Annotated in this window: 18 protein-coding genes and 1 pseudogene; 14 read left to right on the top strand and 5 right to left on the bottom strand. The window is 39.5% G+C overall.

What is annotated here, in order from left to right; translation table 11 throughout:
• Nucleotides 1-284 precede the first annotated feature (284 nt).
• The 5 genes from VB775_RS08205 (at nucleotide 285) to VB775_RS08185 (ending at nucleotide 3,692) form a co-directional block, all read left to right on the top strand.
• Nucleotides 285-458, top strand: coding sequence for a hypothetical protein (locus VB775_RS08205; RefSeq protein WP_181016079.1), 174 nt, complete (start codon nucleotides 285-287; stop codon nucleotides 456-458).
• Nucleotides 455-2,530, top strand: coding sequence for an AAA family ATPase (locus VB775_RS08200; protein WP_281009561.1), 2,076 nt, complete (start codon nucleotides 455-457; stop codon nucleotides 2,528-2,530). Before VB775_RS08205 ends, VB775_RS08200 begins: the two co-directional genes overlap by 4 nt.
• Nucleotides 2,523-2,753 (top strand): Uma2 family endonuclease, encoded by a 231-nt coding sequence (locus tag VB775_RS08195; protein WP_281009560.1) that lies wholly within the window; start codon nucleotides 2,523-2,525, stop codon nucleotides 2,751-2,753. The genes VB775_RS08200 and VB775_RS08195 overlap by 8 nt, the downstream gene beginning before the upstream one ends.
• Nucleotides 2,754-2,844: 91 nt before the next feature.
• Nucleotides 2,845-3,216, top strand: coding sequence for a nucleotidyltransferase family protein (locus VB775_RS08190; protein WP_281009559.1), 372 nt, complete (start codon nucleotides 2,845-2,847; stop codon nucleotides 3,214-3,216).
• Complete coding sequence (locus VB775_RS08185) at nucleotides 3,213-3,692, top strand: hypothetical protein (protein WP_281009558.1); 480 nt, start codon at nucleotides 3,213-3,215, stop codon at nucleotides 3,690-3,692. The genes VB775_RS08190 and VB775_RS08185 overlap by 4 nt, the downstream gene beginning before the upstream one ends.
• A gap of 3 nt (nucleotides 3,693-3,695) precedes the next feature.
• Here VB775_RS08185 and VB775_RS08180 read toward each other — a convergent pair whose 3' ends face one another.
• Nucleotides 3,696-3,917, bottom strand: coding sequence for a hypothetical protein (locus VB775_RS08180; protein WP_281009557.1), 222 nt, complete (start codon nucleotides 3,915-3,917; stop codon nucleotides 3,696-3,698).
• A gap of 225 nt (nucleotides 3,918-4,142) precedes the next feature.
• Here VB775_RS08180 and VB775_RS08175 point away from each other — a divergent pair, with 225 nt between their 5' ends.
• Nucleotides 4,143-4,601 (top strand): DNA phosphorothioation-associated protein 4, encoded by a 459-nt coding sequence (locus tag VB775_RS08175; protein WP_281009556.1) that lies wholly within the window; start codon nucleotides 4,143-4,145, stop codon nucleotides 4,599-4,601.
• A gap of 225 nt (nucleotides 4,602-4,826) precedes the next feature.
• Here VB775_RS08175 and VB775_RS26400 read toward each other — a convergent pair.
• The 3 genes and pseudogenes from VB775_RS26400 to VB775_RS08165 form a co-directional block, all read right to left on the bottom strand.
• A pseudogene (locus tag VB775_RS26400) lies at nucleotides 4,827-5,117 on the bottom strand (nuclease A inhibitor family protein); the annotation flags it as partial.
• Nucleotides 5,118-5,333: 216 nt separating this feature from the next.
• A complete protein-coding gene (locus tag VB775_RS08170; RefSeq protein ID WP_323216725.1) occupies nucleotides 5,334-5,960 on the bottom strand; it encodes a hypothetical protein in 627 nt (208 codons plus the stop codon).
• 576 nt (nucleotides 5,961-6,536) lie between these two features.
• Nucleotides 6,537-6,731 carry a hypothetical protein gene (locus tag VB775_RS08165; protein ID WP_281009554.1) on the bottom strand — a complete coding sequence of 65 codons (195 nt, stop codon included), beginning with the start codon at nucleotides 6,729-6,731 and terminating at the stop codon, nucleotides 6,537-6,539.
• A gap of 358 nt (nucleotides 6,732-7,089) precedes the next feature.
• Between VB775_RS08165 and VB775_RS08160 the strand changes: the two genes are divergently transcribed.
• From VB775_RS08160 to VB775_RS08145, 4 genes are all read left to right on the top strand, one after another.
• Nucleotides 7,090-7,620 (top strand): GUN4 domain-containing protein, encoded by a 531-nt coding sequence (locus tag VB775_RS08160; protein ID WP_281009553.1) that lies wholly within the window; start codon nucleotides 7,090-7,092, stop codon nucleotides 7,618-7,620.
• A 179-nt stretch (nucleotides 7,621-7,799) separates the two neighbouring features.
• Nucleotides 7,800-8,624, top strand: coding sequence for a DUF4435 domain-containing protein (locus tag VB775_RS08155; protein ID WP_323216724.1), 825 nt, complete (start codon nucleotides 7,800-7,802; stop codon nucleotides 8,622-8,624).
• Between the two features lie 101 nt (nucleotides 8,625-8,725).
• A complete protein-coding gene (locus VB775_RS08150; protein ID WP_281009551.1) occupies nucleotides 8,726-9,514 on the top strand; it encodes a hypothetical protein in 789 nt (262 codons plus the stop codon).
• A 96-nt stretch (nucleotides 9,515-9,610) separates the two neighbouring features.
• Entirely contained in the window at nucleotides 9,611-10,690 is a 1,080-nt protein-coding gene (locus VB775_RS08145) for a Fic family protein (protein ID WP_281009550.1), read from the top strand.
• Between the two features lie 212 nt (nucleotides 10,691-10,902).
• Here VB775_RS08145 and VB775_RS08140 read toward each other — a convergent pair whose 3' ends face one another.
• Complete coding sequence (locus VB775_RS08140) at nucleotides 10,903-11,778, bottom strand: alpha/beta fold hydrolase (RefSeq protein ID WP_281009549.1); 876 nt, start codon at nucleotides 11,776-11,778, stop codon at nucleotides 10,903-10,905.
• A 182-nt stretch (nucleotides 11,779-11,960) separates the two neighbouring features.
• On the opposite strand from VB775_RS08140, the gene VB775_RS08135 reads away from it, so the two are divergent.
• The 4 genes from VB775_RS08135 to VB775_RS08120 all read left to right on the top strand — a co-directional run bounded on the left by VB775_RS08135 (nucleotide 11,961) and on the right by VB775_RS08120 (nucleotide 13,888).
• Nucleotides 11,961-12,209 carry a hypothetical protein gene (locus VB775_RS08135; protein ID WP_281009548.1) on the top strand — a complete coding sequence of 83 codons (249 nt, stop codon included), beginning with the start codon at nucleotides 11,961-11,963 and terminating at the stop codon, nucleotides 12,207-12,209.
• Between the two features lie 115 nt (nucleotides 12,210-12,324).
• Complete coding sequence (locus VB775_RS08130; protein ID WP_281009547.1) at nucleotides 12,325-12,795, top strand: hypothetical protein; 471 nt, start codon at nucleotides 12,325-12,327, stop codon at nucleotides 12,793-12,795.
• A 73-nt stretch (nucleotides 12,796-12,868) separates the two neighbouring features.
• On the top strand, nucleotides 12,869-13,018 hold the full coding sequence (locus tag VB775_RS08125; protein ID WP_281009546.1) for a hypothetical protein: 150 nt from the start codon (nucleotides 12,869-12,871) through the stop codon (nucleotides 13,016-13,018).
• 432 nt (nucleotides 13,019-13,450) lie between these two features.
• The gene (locus tag VB775_RS08120; RefSeq protein ID WP_281009545.1) at nucleotides 13,451-13,888 is read left to right on the top strand and encodes a hypothetical protein; all 438 of its coding nucleotides are present in this window, start codon (nucleotides 13,451-13,453) and stop codon (nucleotides 13,886-13,888) included.
• The last annotated feature ends 232 nt before the right edge of the window (nucleotides 13,889-14,120 follow it).

The following is a 14,120-nucleotide window of genomic DNA, read 5'->3' as shown; positions in this document are numbered from 1 at the left end:
CAATGTAAGAGATAGATAGGACAAATCAAAACCAAAAAGATGAGTGGCGGCGCTTCGCGCCGCCACTCATCTTTTTGGTTTTATGTCCTAAGCAAAACTTACATTGCTATAAGAATTACTTTCTGCGGTCAAAAGCTCTAAGAGATCCCCCTCAATTCCCCTTAAAAAGGGGGAAGAAGATAATTTAATTTATTCTCCCCCCTTTTTAAGGGGGGCTGGGGGGGATCTAAGCAATTCTTAAATGGTTTCTGAGATAAAATCGATAAACGTATGAGTAGTTTGCAATGAGTAAAGTTCAAAGTCTAAGTAGTCTTCATGAGCCAATTGAAAAAGCTCCGCCTGAAGTTCAACAAATTATTCGTAATGTCTTAAAGATCGAAAAGGATCGGCTCGACAAAAATGAATTGGGGCGGATTAATGAAGATATTCTCAAAATTGTTAAGGAAGCTGTGCAATGAAGCTAATCTCGATCAAGCTTTTTAATTTTCGTTGTTTTTATCAGCAAACGCCTGAAATCGTTTTAGCCAGACTGGACGATCGCAATATTACGATCATGCATGGCAATAATGGCTCGGGTAAAACCTCGCTGCTCAATGCTTTTACATGGGTGCTATACGAAAAATTCACCTCAGCCTTTGGCGATTCTGAACAGCTTGTCAACCGTCAGGCGATCGCAGAATCACAATTAAATCAGCCAGTAGAATGCTGGGCTGAAGTTTTATTTGAGCATGATGCTAAGCGCTATCGGGTGCGGCGGTTAACTCGCGCCTATCAGCTTGCTAATAATGGCGAGAAAAATATTCAGTACAACAAAAGTGAGTTGTTTTTGCAAGTGGCAGGAGATGATGGACGTTGGGTGACTCAAAATCATCCTGAAGCCGTAATTAATGGCATTTTACCGAAGAGTTTGCATCAGTACTTCTTCTTTGATGGTGAGCGAATCGAGCAAATTGTGCGATCGGACAATCGCAATGAGATTGCGGAAGCAACCAAAAAGCTTTTAGGGGTACAGGTTTTGGACAATGCGATTAAACATCTTAAGGAAGCGAGAAAGTCCCTTGAGGATGAACTTCAAAGCATCGGTGATGCCCAAACTAAAACCTTGATTTCGCAAAAGCAAAAGCTGGAGAATGATAGTGCCGATTGCGAAGTAAGAATTAAGGAAATCGAACAGGAACTAGACGCGCAAAATCAACTGAAAGCATCTTGCAATCAACGCTTGACAGAATTGGGTGGTATTGATGAAATCCAAAAGCGGCGTGAGGCTCTTGAGCAACAAGAACGTGAAAATCGTAGTAACTTGCGCGGTTTAAAGAACCAACTGAAGGTAGATATTTCTACCAAGGGCTATAGTGTCTTTCTGACGGGTGCGATCGCAGATTTTCGAGAAATGGTTAGTGGTCTGCATGAACGCGGCGAACTACCTGCGGATATTAAACAGACCTTTGTGCTAGACCTATTAGAACGGCGTAAATGCATCTGTGGTGCAGCCTTGCATGATGGTTCTCCTAACTATGAGCAGGTCAGGTCTTGGCTAGAGAAAGCAGGTTTAGCAGATGTGGAAACGGCCACTCTGAAACTGGAAGGTTTTGTCGATGAGGTGGAGAAACAGGCTACGGATTTTTGGCAGGGTATTGATACTAAGCAATCTAATATCAATCAACTCAAGACAGCCATCTCTCGCCTTGAATTAGAGCTAGAGTCAATTAGCGAACAGTTACGCAAGAGTCCTGTTGAGGATATTCGGCAAATGCAAACTCGCCTTGATGAGATTGATCGCAAGGTTGAGGATTTAACCTTAGAGAAGGGTAAGAAGCTCCAGAAATGGACTGATTATCAAGGGCAAATTGAAAATCTTCAGAAGCAAATTAAGAGTAGTAAGCAAAATGAAGGTAAGCAAAAGCTTGCCCAGAAACGCATTGATGCAGCCCAACAGGCGATCGATCTCCTGAGCGAGTTAAAGACTAACCGTAATGAGCTATTTCGTAAGCAATTGGAAACTCGGATCTGTGAAATCTTTAGCCAGATCTCGTTCAAAGCGCAAACACCAAGACTAAGTGAAAAGTATGAATTGAGCTTAGTAGAAACTGTGGCTGGTCAAGAGGTTCAATCGGGGGCTTCTACGGGTGAGAATCAGATTCTCAGTTTGTCTTTTATCGGTAGCATTATCGATCGCGTAAGGGAATGGAGCAAGTCTGGTCTAGTCATGGGACCTGATAGCAGCACTTTCCCAATGGTGATGGATTCGCCCTTTGGAAGTCTGGATGAAATTTACCGTCGGCAGGTGGCAAGATTGATTCCTCAGTTAGCAAATCAGCTTTTAGTGATGGTTTCTAAAACCCAATGGCGTGTGGAAGTTGAAGAAGAGATGACTTCCCGCATTGGTAAAGAATATGTGTTTGTATTCAACTCTAATAAACCTGACACTCAAACCGATGACATCGTTCTCTATGGCAAGAGCTATCCGTTAGTGCGAAAGAGTGCCTATGATTATGAATATACTGAAGTCTTGGAGGTGAATCATGGTTAATACAGTTACGAATCCTAAAGCAGAAATTGTCAGCGATCGCTGGGTTAAGGCAACGTGGGACGAGTTTTTAGCGCTTGCAGACGATCCTGCTCATGAAGAAATGGCTAGGTTTTATTATGATCACGATACTATGAGGATTGAGATGGCGGCTAATGGTTCTCTGCATGGGCGAAATAATTCGGTTGTTTATGATGTGATTAGTTTGTATGCGATCGCTTTTTAACGATAAATGAAATTTGTTATAAAATGATGTACAAGTTAGCTGTCTAGTTATAGATGCAGTATAAGCTCCAAATTTTTTGAAATTATCAACTATGACAAAAACTGCTCTTGAACTAACGCTCTATGAACGCCAAGCATATTGCCCATCCAGAAATTTAGATAGCTTACAGGATGAGGCGAGATGGACTGAGGCATGGAAAATTGTTCACAAAATAGCAGGCTTATTACGTGATCGCTATAGGACAAAGCAAATAATTGTTTTTGGCTCATTAACAAATAAAGAGCGTTTTACAAGGTACTCAGATATTGATTTGGCGATTAGTGGATTAACTTTTAAACAGTTTTATCAAGCTGTGGATGATATAGAACTTCTTGCCCGTGATTTTAAGGTTGATCTAGTGAATCTTGATCGCTGTCGTCAAGCTATCGCAGAACGCATTAATAGAGAGGGTTTAGCAATTTGAAAAGTTCTCTAATAGATATCGCTGAGCGAATTAGGAATGATTTGGTTGAAATAGAAATGCTTGTGGAGAGAGCGATCGCAGGTTGGCAAAAGTTCCTACAAACTAATGATGATTTGTATCTTGATAGTGTGGCATTAAGTTTGCATGGCTTTTATGGTGGACTAGAAAGGCTTTTTGAAATTATTGCCACTCGTATTGATGGTGAAAGACCTGAAGGTAATGAATGGCATTATTCTTTGTTGATGCAAATGAGTAATGATTTATCGAATATTCGCCCTGCGGTAATTTCAGAAATTTGTAAAGAAATGCTCAATGGCTATCGTAAGTTTCGCCATGTTGTTCGTCATGTCTATGCTTTTGAGTTTGATTCCGAAATCATTGGAGATGGAGTAAAAGATTTGGTTATTGCCTTTGAGCTATCAAGAAGAGAATTAATTGGTTTTGCTGAGTTTCTAGAAGGGCAGAGTAACCTATGACTATCAACTTGATGGAAGTTTAGCAATCTCAAAAATTCTTTGAAGTCTGAAGGTATTTGGATCATAGCCATACAATACTTGACGTAGATATTCTAGGGCAATTAATCGCTCTTTTGGACTTTTCAGAAGCCAATATGCACGATCTTCTTTGTCCTCATCATTTAAGTTCGCAATACTGAGCGTAGATAGATTAAATTTAAAATTTTCAGAGTTAATGCTGCTCATTTAAATTGATTTTAAGAAATAATATATTCAGGTAAAATATATAAAGATTATAACGCACTGTAAAAGGCGATCGCTTGTTGATGATGGCTGGTTTGATGGTGACTGAAGTTAATGAGGCGGCTGGTTGTGTGTATGATGTTTTTAGATTGGGTATTAAGGAATAAGTAAGAATGGCTGATGCAAGGGTAAAGATCGCGAATGATAAGGCGGAGTTTGGGGCAAATAATGAGCATTCGTAGAGTTTATATTGCTGAAGACAAAGCTGAATTAGTACGGTCTTTAAGATCAGCCGAAAACCCCACTGCACCATTTCAGACCTATGCTGACGTGATGACTTTTGCGGCTGTGCTTGGAGCTAAACGAGGAAAAAAGATTCCTCTTGGCAAAACATCAAGAAAAGAACCCGATCCAATTCCTCAAGATCAGTTTTTAGCTAGAGGCTATGAGCCTGTAATCAATTTAATAGCGATCGCCCATACCAAAGATCCTAAAAGCCTTGCCCTTGAGGAAGAATCTGGAAATATCCGCGTTCAAATCTTTGAAGAATATGCCAATGGAGGACTTGAAGTTCTACAGAATGCTTTACAAGGAAGTGTGGATTATACAGACGGGATTTTGTTGCTACTACTAGATGAAAAAGATAGAGGAGACCAAGAAGACTTTGATTTGAGTAGGTTTCTATGAGCAAATGATATCCAAGTGCGATACGATACTGTTCATATTGCTGAGGCTTTTAGTTTGTCAAACCTAGTCTCAGCTTTTCTTTTGCTTTTGTCTACTCTGTCGAACTGACGTTAAATGGACAGATTTCTGTACAACTGTTAGCGACGTTGAGAAACTAATGGGCTATGACTTTTTAAGCAACGTGCCGCTCGACATCCAAAAGCAGATCGAATCAAAGAAAGGCTGTTAGGTTTCGACTACTGTAGTTTTTAGCCCTACAAGATCGGGACCGATCGCACCAACAATATAAACATCGATCTCGATTTTGCCGACTTTGAAAACATGGACATTTTCTAAAGTAGCGATCGCTGCTTGAAGATCGCGAAACCTTTGCGCGACTTGTCGATCTTCATCTTCAAACCAATCTTCATCGGTGACAACGGGGGCAAAGAAATCTTCTAGGGGGATTTCTTCAATAGCTGTGTCCGCAGGTTTTTGCGATCGCTCAAGGATAGTTTCAGGTGTGAGGGTTGCAGATTTCCAAGTAAACGGTTATTCGGATTCACTGGGGAATAGTAAATCTTTGGATAGGGTCGAGAGGAGATCGATGATTTCTTTTGCAGTCATGGGTAAAGCCTTATTCTGGTTGCAATGACCATACTGCCATTATTGGATCGGGTGGTGTTACAAACTGCGATCGCTTGGCGTGAAATTTTTGCAATTTCTAGTTACATCCAAAGGATTTAGGTTTATTTACAAATCTTCTAAATCAATCTTACGGAGATCTACATCTGGATAGCCATAGTCATTTACCATCTGTACCATCGAAAATTGTTTTCCCTCTGGGCAGATGATAGCAATAAGGATGTCATCAATTATGTCAATATTCTCTCTGACGATCCGATTCAACTCATCTGCTTTCCCATGAGCAAAAAAGTAAAGACCGCTTGTAGCGAGTACACCGTTTGAAAATGTTAATATCCTCTCAACATGCTCTCGATACTTGAAGAGGATGCTAAAACACTCGTTTAATTGATTGCTGTGAACGCCAAACCCATGACCGTAATTTATGCTTCTTCTCATGTCCACTGGTAGCATTTCCAACATTGAAATGTGAAATTTACCTAATAATGAGGTATATCTCGGATCGTCGTATTTTATAAATTTCCCATTGATAAATGCCTCTGGATTCCATTCGATGTCAAAGGCGTTAAACATTGCAACCAACTGTTGAAATCTGAAGTAGCCTGATGGATTCCGATAAAGTAATTTCTCATTCCAATTATTTGTATCATTCACAAATCCTCGCAGATCTAAGAATGTAAGTAGCAAATTTCGAGCAGTAACAATTGTCGTGTTTTCAATATATTTGATATACATAAAGCTATAGCCAAAATCGTACTAGATGATAAATTTTGAGAAAAAAAGATTTCAAGAAAGCAAATCCCTAAAATGGTGATAGCAATTAACGACAAATGGAAAATAAATCACTGACTATTTTCCCCTAGAACCGAATGTTTCGCTAGAACCAATGCGATCGCCTACCCATTCAAGTAATACCAAAACTACCCGACTGCGATCGCTCTCTTCACAATGCCCCAGTGCATACACTAAGAAGCACCCTAGATAATGTCTAGGGTGCTTCTTACTATGATGTGAGAATTAAACTTTAGTGCAAAGTCTGCTTGACGATTGGGCTGAAAGTACTGATCGCAAATTTTGGGGCGATCGGATGTTTCGCAAAATAAGACGAAATTTTATCGCTACATTTTTACAGATCGCCATATCGGAAAAGGACAATAGAACGCTATTTATAAAAACCGCAGCGCATTAGATATTCTGATTTTCTCTTTTGGAAATGCTCTTTTTTTGCGAGAAGTCTTGGCGGTAAGTAATGCAACAATAAATTTTAAAATCATTTCTTTTTTGCCATCTTTCGATTAGTTGAAGCTTGGGCTAGATAGATAAAATTAATACTTCCACAACTGATGCAACCACTGTTGCTGTCAGAGCTAAAGTGAAAAGGCGACCATTAGAGCGTCCTGAACCTAAAAGGCTAGAATTTCTTCCAAACGCAAAAAATAGAGACCAAGCTTGAGATTGGCTAATATTTTCAAAGTTGTTAAAGTTAGGAGAAAAAATAGGAGACATAGCAGTTTTTTTGTTTAAGTTCTATTGTGTGTAATGAAACTTAACATTGTGCCATTTGTTTCGCAAGCCTTTTTCACGATGAGCTTAATATTTATGTCATTTGAAATAAGTCTTTTGATTAATAAACCCATTATGCTCAGATTAATGATGATTCTTATCTCAAGTCAAATGGTTACTGCACAGATTGAATAAGGTGATTTAGGTATGGATCGCCATGTGTTACAAGATGCGATCTCACTTTGTAACGGATAGCGTGACATCATAATTAATGGCTGCTTTCCCATAGAACAAGTCCCCAAAAAACCGACTGCGATCGCCATAGGATATAAACATTTGCAAAATCCTGAAAATCCCATCTATGCTTTACTCTCACCATCAAACGCTGCAAGATCTTCTAGTTGCCCAAAACTGGCAAGAAGCAGATTTAGAAACGAAACGATTAACTTTTCAAATTAACTCTGAAGATCTCGAAATCGATTCTGGTTTATCCGTAAGGAAAGCACTTATTCCAAAAATCAAAGCTTTTTCAACGGAAGAACTAGAAGAAATCGATCGCCTTTGGGTCGAGCATAGCAATGGTCATTTTGGCTTTAGCGTCCAATGGCAAATCTACCAAGATATTCTTGCTGAGACAAAAGAGTTAGGGAAGACAGTAGTTAGAGAAAAATATCCCATAAACGGAAGATGGACTGCAATATCTGCGCTAGCTATTGTGCTTGGTTGGCTGAGTGCTGGTGCTGAAGAATGGCGTTTTGACCGTGAGACATCCTATGCAATCAATGCTCCAAAAGGACATTTACCCACTGTCGGCAAACAAGAGCTAGGTTGTGCTTTTCATCATGGTTATTTGTTGGACTGGGTTTTTAGCAATCTATACCATGACTCTTAAAAGCTAACATCTCAGTAAGTCTTGTCAAAATCCCACTTGAACATTATGCGATCGCTATATCTATAAAAAACCAATGCCCAAAATACCCGACTGCGATCGCTGCATCAACAATGTCCACAGCAACTACCTAGTCTGTGCCATCCATCCCGACGGTGTTGAGGGTGATTCATGCTCAGACTTTGAATAGTCATCTGTTTTATAGTGGATTCTATCTTGTAATCGTAGAAGGTTCAAGTGATTGCCCATTCTGGAGTAATTTCTTTCCAAGTGAATTGAATGGTTATAAAAGAAAACTTAAACCAGTAGGTGGTCGCTTAGAAGTTCAAAAATACATCCATGAAATGCGGGATGATAGAGCTAAATTTGTCGTAGCTATAGATAGTGATTATAGATTGCTGTTAAACCGCTTATATAATCATCCAAGAATTGTAGAAACTAAATGCCATAGCATAGAGAATCTAATGCTATTTACACTTAATATTACGTCAATTATCCGAAATTTGTCTCACGATATTGAATACGAATCTCATGGTATAAATTCTTGGTTAGAAGAATTTGATTCAGTTACTTATCCATTAATGATTGCTGATTTTTTGATTGAAAAAAATAATATTGGTCAACCATGTGTAAAAGAATATTGTTTTCCTTTCTTAACTAGAAATGATACTCCAAAGTTTGATTCTAGAAAAATAACTGATTTTATTAAAACGCTTAATTTAGACATCCAAGAATTTGATGAATTAGCCGAACTTCTCAAAGACTTCAAACCACGTTCTCACATAAGAGGACATTTCTTTTTCAGTGCGGTTTTATGTTTTGTAACTCATGAATTTAAAAGAATCTGCAATAAAAAATCTATCAATATAGCAAATGATGTCTTTTATGCAATGTCAATTGCTTCGCTACAATCTTGTATTTCGACAGATCCTATCTTACAAGATATTCAAGAGAAAGCATTGTTAGCGGTTAACGATGTCACTGCTCTCCTATCTCAAGGTAATTGATTAAGAAATCACTGTCATGAAAGGCTGAATGGATTAATACCAACTATCCCGCCCAAATTCAGCGCATTCAAGCCGATCTAGCTACTGTTGCCCAAGCTAATTTGAAACAATTCATCAGCGATCGCGGAGTGATGCTAGATAAAGCCGTACTCATCGATCATCACATTACCGAACAAGTGCAAAGGTTGAAGGAAAGCTATCGATTGACCCAAATCCAAATTGGACAATTTGCAAGACTGAGTGTATTTCTGAGCAGATTTGGCTCAGAGGTGAATGGGTATATTGGTATGAGCATCAATTCAGGCTATGAATTTAATGCAGAGTGCCAGCAGCCCTATAGTTCGCTCTTGCATGTGGTGAGAAATGCGATCGCCGCCAAGCTAACCACAGCCCAAGAAACTCTCGAACGAGATAGACAAGAACTGCCAATTCTCCAAAATCGGGTTAGTCAGCCCTTTGAGCAAGCACAGGAATACGAGCAGAAATCAAATCGGCTAGGATTCTTGAAGGAGATGTTTGATGCGATCGCCCATGAAGCTCCTGTTGATGAAAATGAATTAGACCATGGATTAGATGCGGAAGAACCAGAAGAATCAAGAGAAATCTTCTGGGACAGAAACTCTAGTGCGGCTTCACTAGAACCACCATCAACAGCGATCGTGGAAGCATTGAGTCAGAGAAAGTTCGAGGATTGGGTAGCCCAAGACTCGGAAAACTGGCTTGAACAAATCGTGCAGCTTGTGGGAGATCTCGATCTAACCGTGAGTAGCATGAAACTACCAGAGTCGATTGTATTCAAGTCAATGTCTGACTTTACAGTAGTAGGTAAACAGCTTATGATTCCACAAAAGAATGTAAATGAGCAAAGAGAACAATTGACATTGTTCTAAATTAATTAAGTATTGGAGTAAGTATTTGCTTGGCGGATGCTTACTCCTGTGCTATGACTTTACTAGATAATCCTCAGAACAAGAACCATTCTATTAATGGACAACGCATTACCAACTTTGCCTTTAGATATCGATATTGAAAGCAAAGCAGTCTTAAAAAAACTGGCAAAAGCACATCAAGCACTTGCCGAGTTAAAAGGAGTTGCCGCAAGTATTCCTAACCAAAGCATCTTGATTAATACTCTATCTTTACAAGAAGCGAAAGATAGCTCAGCAATTGAAAATATCATCACAACCCATGATGATTTGTATCGAAGCGATAGTCTTGCCGAGCAGTTTGTTAGTCTCGCTGCAAAGGAGGTATATAACTATGCCACAGCCTTACGGAATGGATTTATCCAAGTTAAACAGACAGGACTATTGACGAACAACGACATTCTCAAAATACACGCTTGTATAGAAGAAAATCGTGCTGGCTACCGCAAACTATCTGGCACTGCATTGAAGAACGATCAGACAGGAGAGACAGTTTATACACCACCTCAGCACTATGACGAAATAGTAGCGTTGATGAGTAATCTCGAAAAATTTATAAATGATGATACTCTCTGTGACTGGGACGAACTCATCAAAATGGCAGTAATCCATCATCAATTTGAAAGCATACATCCGTTTTATGATGGCAATGGCAGAACAGGAAGAATCATCAACATCTTATATCTGGTCAAGCAAGGCTTACTCGGTAGTCCAGTCCTGTATCTTTCACGCTATATCAACCAATCTAAAACTGAATATTATCGTTTATTACAAGAGGTTCGCACTGAAGGAAATTGGGAAGACTGGCTAATATTCATGCTAGAAGGGATTGAGCAGACTTCTCGACAAACCATAGTGCTAATTCACAGCATTAGGGATTTGATGCAGCAATACAAAATAAAATTAAGAGGAGAACTACCCAAAATCTATAGTCAAGATTTGCTCAACATTATTTTTAGTCATCCCTACAGCAAAGTAGAATTTGTCGTCCAAAGTTTACAGGTAACGCGCCTCACTGCAACAAGATACTTAAACGAAATGACCAGAATAGGATTGATGAGTAGGCAAAAACTAGGACGGGATAACTACTACATTAACATTGCGCTGTTTAACTTATTGAGTAATGTGCATGGAAAGTAAGTTTTCATAATATGTATAGAAAAGCAGGTTTTTCTATACATATTATGAAAACATGTATAGAAAAACCTGCTTTTCTATACATGTCAGCTTTAGTTTGACTTTTTCTACTTCATACCTCAGTCGGAAATCAAGACAATCATCTCCAATAACACCTTGAGGATGTACTGAGCAACCATTGCGATAAATTTGACAAGTTGGGCATTGAGGTAAATTCATCCTGATTTTGAGCAATCTCCTAACTCACGCTGAATGTTAGATAGAAATTGGAGAATCACCTCATCAAAAGATTCTGGAGCGACTAAAAAAGCCCAATGGTTTCCATCCACTTTACAGATTTGGAGATTTGAGCAGTAGATTTTATAGGGTTTAAGCTGCCATTCAGATTGGTTTAGCCCTTGCTTTGGTTGGACAAAAAGAGTTGGTACAGTGATGGATTGGTTTAGCCCGTCGATTCCTAAAATTGCTTCAAAAATAAGATTTCGTGCTTGGACGGGAAACTTACTGCGCCAAGAACCATCTGGTTGCTCGGCAATCGTAGCCTGAAAGACAGCTTCTTGGAATGGAGTCCAATCACGATATTGCTTAAGAGTTCGAGCAATTTTCTCGGCTTCGGCGTAGGTAGGGAATGTGCCCACAATTTTTAAGAAAGGTAAGACGCGATAGAAAAGAGGAAAAGTAAGTCTTACCCACCAAGGGAAACGTCCCATGAAAAAGGGATCGACAAAAATTAAACTACGAAAACGTTGTGGTGATTGTTGTGCCCAAAGGGAAACAGTTTTGGCACTCCATGAATGAGCAATAATATGAGCACTTTGCCATCCTAGAGATAGCATTAAGCCTTCTAAGTCATCAATAATGCTCTCAAAGGAGTAATTATCAGTAGGTTTGGTACTTTCTCCATGTCCACGTAGATCGGGAGCGACAACACAATAGCGATCGCTTTGAGACGTAACAAACTGCCCAAAATGTGACCAAACTAAACCACAGTCCGCCATGCCATGTAAACATAGGACAGGCTCTTTCCCCTGTCCCCAAGATAGATATGACAATTGTAAATTTGGTAGTTCAATCGTATGGCGATCGGTCATAATGAGGCATCAATATTTGAGTAGACTACAGGCTAAAAAACTTTTCAGGCACTTAAGAAAATGAAGCAAAGCTGTAACTCAATCTTAGCTTATCCAAATTCTTCCGAGTTCGCATCATAATTTTGAAGGCTTTCAGAAAAATGCGCTATCGCTAAAAGTCTGTGAAGATTTGAGATGTAAAAATGAACAAAGAAAATTGCCAAATGTCACTGTATAAAAATAGCAAATATTATGTAATAGTGAGTTTCAAGTTATCAACAAAAAAGATAGCATCTAGGCTCAAAGACCATTATGGTTGCAAAATTCTCGAATGCGATCGAGATGCAGTGGCTTTCTTGCCTTCAAAAGCTGGAACAATTCAGCAAATGCTAGAAAGTGGAAAAATACAAGACTGCTCTGAAAAATTTAAAGATATAAACCATTGCAGTTGAACTAAGCTTGCCCATTCTACTACAAGAGTATGGGTAAGCTAATTCTCTAGCACAAAGGTCTGTCAAAAGTCCTTAGCAGGAGTTTCGTGACGAATATAAGGAGTAGAAAAAAATAATGGTGTGGAAATATAATGCATCTGACTTACCCAGTGGCAGCGAATCGCGGCAAAGCCATGTGGAATTCATTCGTGTAAACCTTGAACTACTGCTAGCAGTAGCATGGCACGGCTATGAAAGCGAAGGAAGAGGAGCGATCATCATCGATGTCAGCAAATCCAAAGAATCGCAAATCGGCATCAGCCCCTATCAAAAATGGCTGAACTCCGAAAGCTATGGCTGCTATCTAAGCCAAGCCACAGCAGAGCGCATTGCCAAAGAATCGGGATATCCCAACCCATTCCAAAAGGAAGAGAAGAGACAGATTCGAGACTACAAGCCCGAAAATCAAGTTGTAGTTTGCTTTATCCGCACCGATGGCGGATTTAGCTCCTATGTGATCGCACATCCATTCCTGACCGCTAAACAAGCCTATGAAGTCAACAAAAACAGACTGCAAGCAGAATTTGTCGTAGATAAGCCAGACTAAATCCAATCCTAATATGCAACATCCAAAAGCCTCTCGATGTAAATCAGGAGGCTAATTTGTTATGGAGTCAAATATGACCACCAAAAGATACAAAAGCATCCTGTGCGGACGATTGCGACTAGCGATCGCTGTCCAACCAGAACAGCAGCATGTTGAAGAAAAGCATCCAAAAATCACCCATATCCAACGTAGAAGGAGAAAGCGATTAGCTATTAGCCATTAGCGATTAGCTAGATCTCAGCATCAAACCACAACTCCTAAAACACCAAAAGCCAAAAGCTAAAAGCTAAAAGCTAATTGCCAAGAACCAAAAACATGAACACAGCCACCATGATCGCCACGCAGCAAGCATTGATCGACAAAGGAGCCGAATATTTAGCTTACTTTTCACGTCATCTCTGAAATGCTCTCTAGGCAAGAGTTTCATGGCTAAGTATATTTGCAATAAGTATTGCTTAATAACAATATACAACGCTGGAATAAGGCTTGTGGCGGTAAGAATATTGACGGTTATGCTGAAACAGCAAGATAACGGGAAAAGTAAGCTTTCTATGATGTCTTCTAGTTGAACAAACAGAGAGCAATATTGCTCTCTGCTTTTTTTAGTCGCTATCGCTCAAGGCTCTTGCCCAGCTAAGAAAAATAGAAATTAACTATGATTTATACTCACAAAGGCTATCAAGGTTTGCTATCTACTCGAACCACCAATCAAGGTACAGAATGGGTAGCTCGAGCTAAGAAATATTCAGTTAGCATCGAGCAGAAAGTATTCGCCCAATGGTGTGGCACAGACTTAATCACTAGTCTTGACATTGAACAGACCAAACAACACTTTGTTGAGATTGTGGAATTATTCTTGCAAGAACATGAGGATATATTTCCAATGTATCCACGCCCAGAATTACCAGATGCGACTATTGAAGCAATTCTGGATGAGCGAGTATACCTGACAGTCAACAATAGCGGTAGACATCACACCGCCAAGTTCCGAGTATTTGCAGAAGAGCGTCTGCGAGTATTCCCAGCACGTATCCCGATTCCCGTAGGCATCAAACCTAACGTGAAAGCAAGATACAGGCAACTTGTTGCTTAATCGGCAATCTCTACAAAAAGTAAAATCTTCCTTGTGAAGGTTTTACTTTTTTGTCAAATCTATCTATTCAGTCAGGATGTAACCTGTCTTTTTGATGTCTGTTATTGGGGTAGCTACAGGATACGTGTAAAAACCTGCAAGATAGGCTTAAAAGCGTTACCCAGACGAGCTTTGAGAAATCAGTTTAGACTTATAGGGAGAACCACAAAAAGGACAGAAGTGATGCTTGAGC

The organism is Pseudanabaena sp. CCNP1317, assembly GCF_034931345.1.
In the GTDB taxonomy this organism is placed as follows: Bacteria; Cyanobacteriota; Cyanobacteriia; order Pseudanabaenales; family Pseudanabaenaceae; genus Pseudanabaena; species Pseudanabaena galeata.
Note: the sequence above shows the minus strand (reverse complement) of the source record. Positions and strands in the feature narration are given on the sequence as shown.

Bases quoted from the DNA above. Each gene is read 5' to 3' on its own strand.
- VB775_RS08170 (WP_323216725.1), bottom strand. From the start codon at position 5,960: ATGTATATCAAATATATTGAAAACACGACAATTGTTACTGCTCGAAAT.
- VB775_RS08175 (WP_281009556.1), top strand. From the start codon at position 4,143: ATGAGCATTCGTAGAGTTTATATTGCTGAAGACAAAGCTGAATTAGTA.
- VB775_RS08130 (WP_281009547.1), top strand. From the start codon at position 12,325: ATGGTGTGGAAATATAATGCATCTGACTTACCCAGTGGCAGCGAATCG.
- VB775_RS08205 (WP_181016079.1), top strand. From the start codon at position 285: ATGAGTAAAGTTCAAAGTCTAAGTAGTCTTCATGAGCCAATTGAAAAA.
- VB775_RS08180 (WP_281009557.1), bottom strand. From the start codon at position 3,917: ATGAGCAGCATTAACTCTGAAAATTTTAAATTTAATCTATCTACGCTC.
- VB775_RS08165 (WP_281009554.1), bottom strand. From the start codon at position 6,731: ATGTCTCCTATTTTTTCTCCTAACTTTAACAACTTTGAAAATATTAGC.
- VB775_RS08120 (WP_281009545.1), top strand. From the start codon at position 13,451: ATGATTTATACTCACAAAGGCTATCAAGGTTTGCTATCTACTCGAACC.
- VB775_RS08190 (WP_281009559.1), top strand. From the start codon at position 2,845: ATGACAAAAACTGCTCTTGAACTAACGCTCTATGAACGCCAAGCATAT.
- VB775_RS08160 (WP_281009553.1), top strand. From the start codon at position 7,090: ATGCTTTACTCTCACCATCAAACGCTGCAAGATCTTCTAGTTGCCCAA.
- VB775_RS08135 (WP_281009548.1), top strand. From the start codon at position 11,961: ATGAACAAAGAAAATTGCCAAATGTCACTGTATAAAAATAGCAAATAT.
- VB775_RS08145 (WP_281009550.1), top strand. From the start codon at position 9,611: ATGGACAACGCATTACCAACTTTGCCTTTAGATATCGATATTGAAAGC.
- VB775_RS08140 (WP_281009549.1), bottom strand. From the start codon at position 11,778: ATGACCGATCGCCATACGATTGAACTACCAAATTTACAATTGTCATAT.
- VB775_RS08195 (WP_281009560.1), top strand. From the start codon at position 2,523: ATGGTTAATACAGTTACGAATCCTAAAGCAGAAATTGTCAGCGATCGC.
- VB775_RS08125 (WP_281009546.1), top strand. From the start codon at position 12,869: ATGACCACCAAAAGATACAAAAGCATCCTGTGCGGACGATTGCGACTA.
- VB775_RS08200 (WP_281009561.1), top strand. From the start codon at position 455: ATGAAGCTAATCTCGATCAAGCTTTTTAATTTTCGTTGTTTTTATCAG.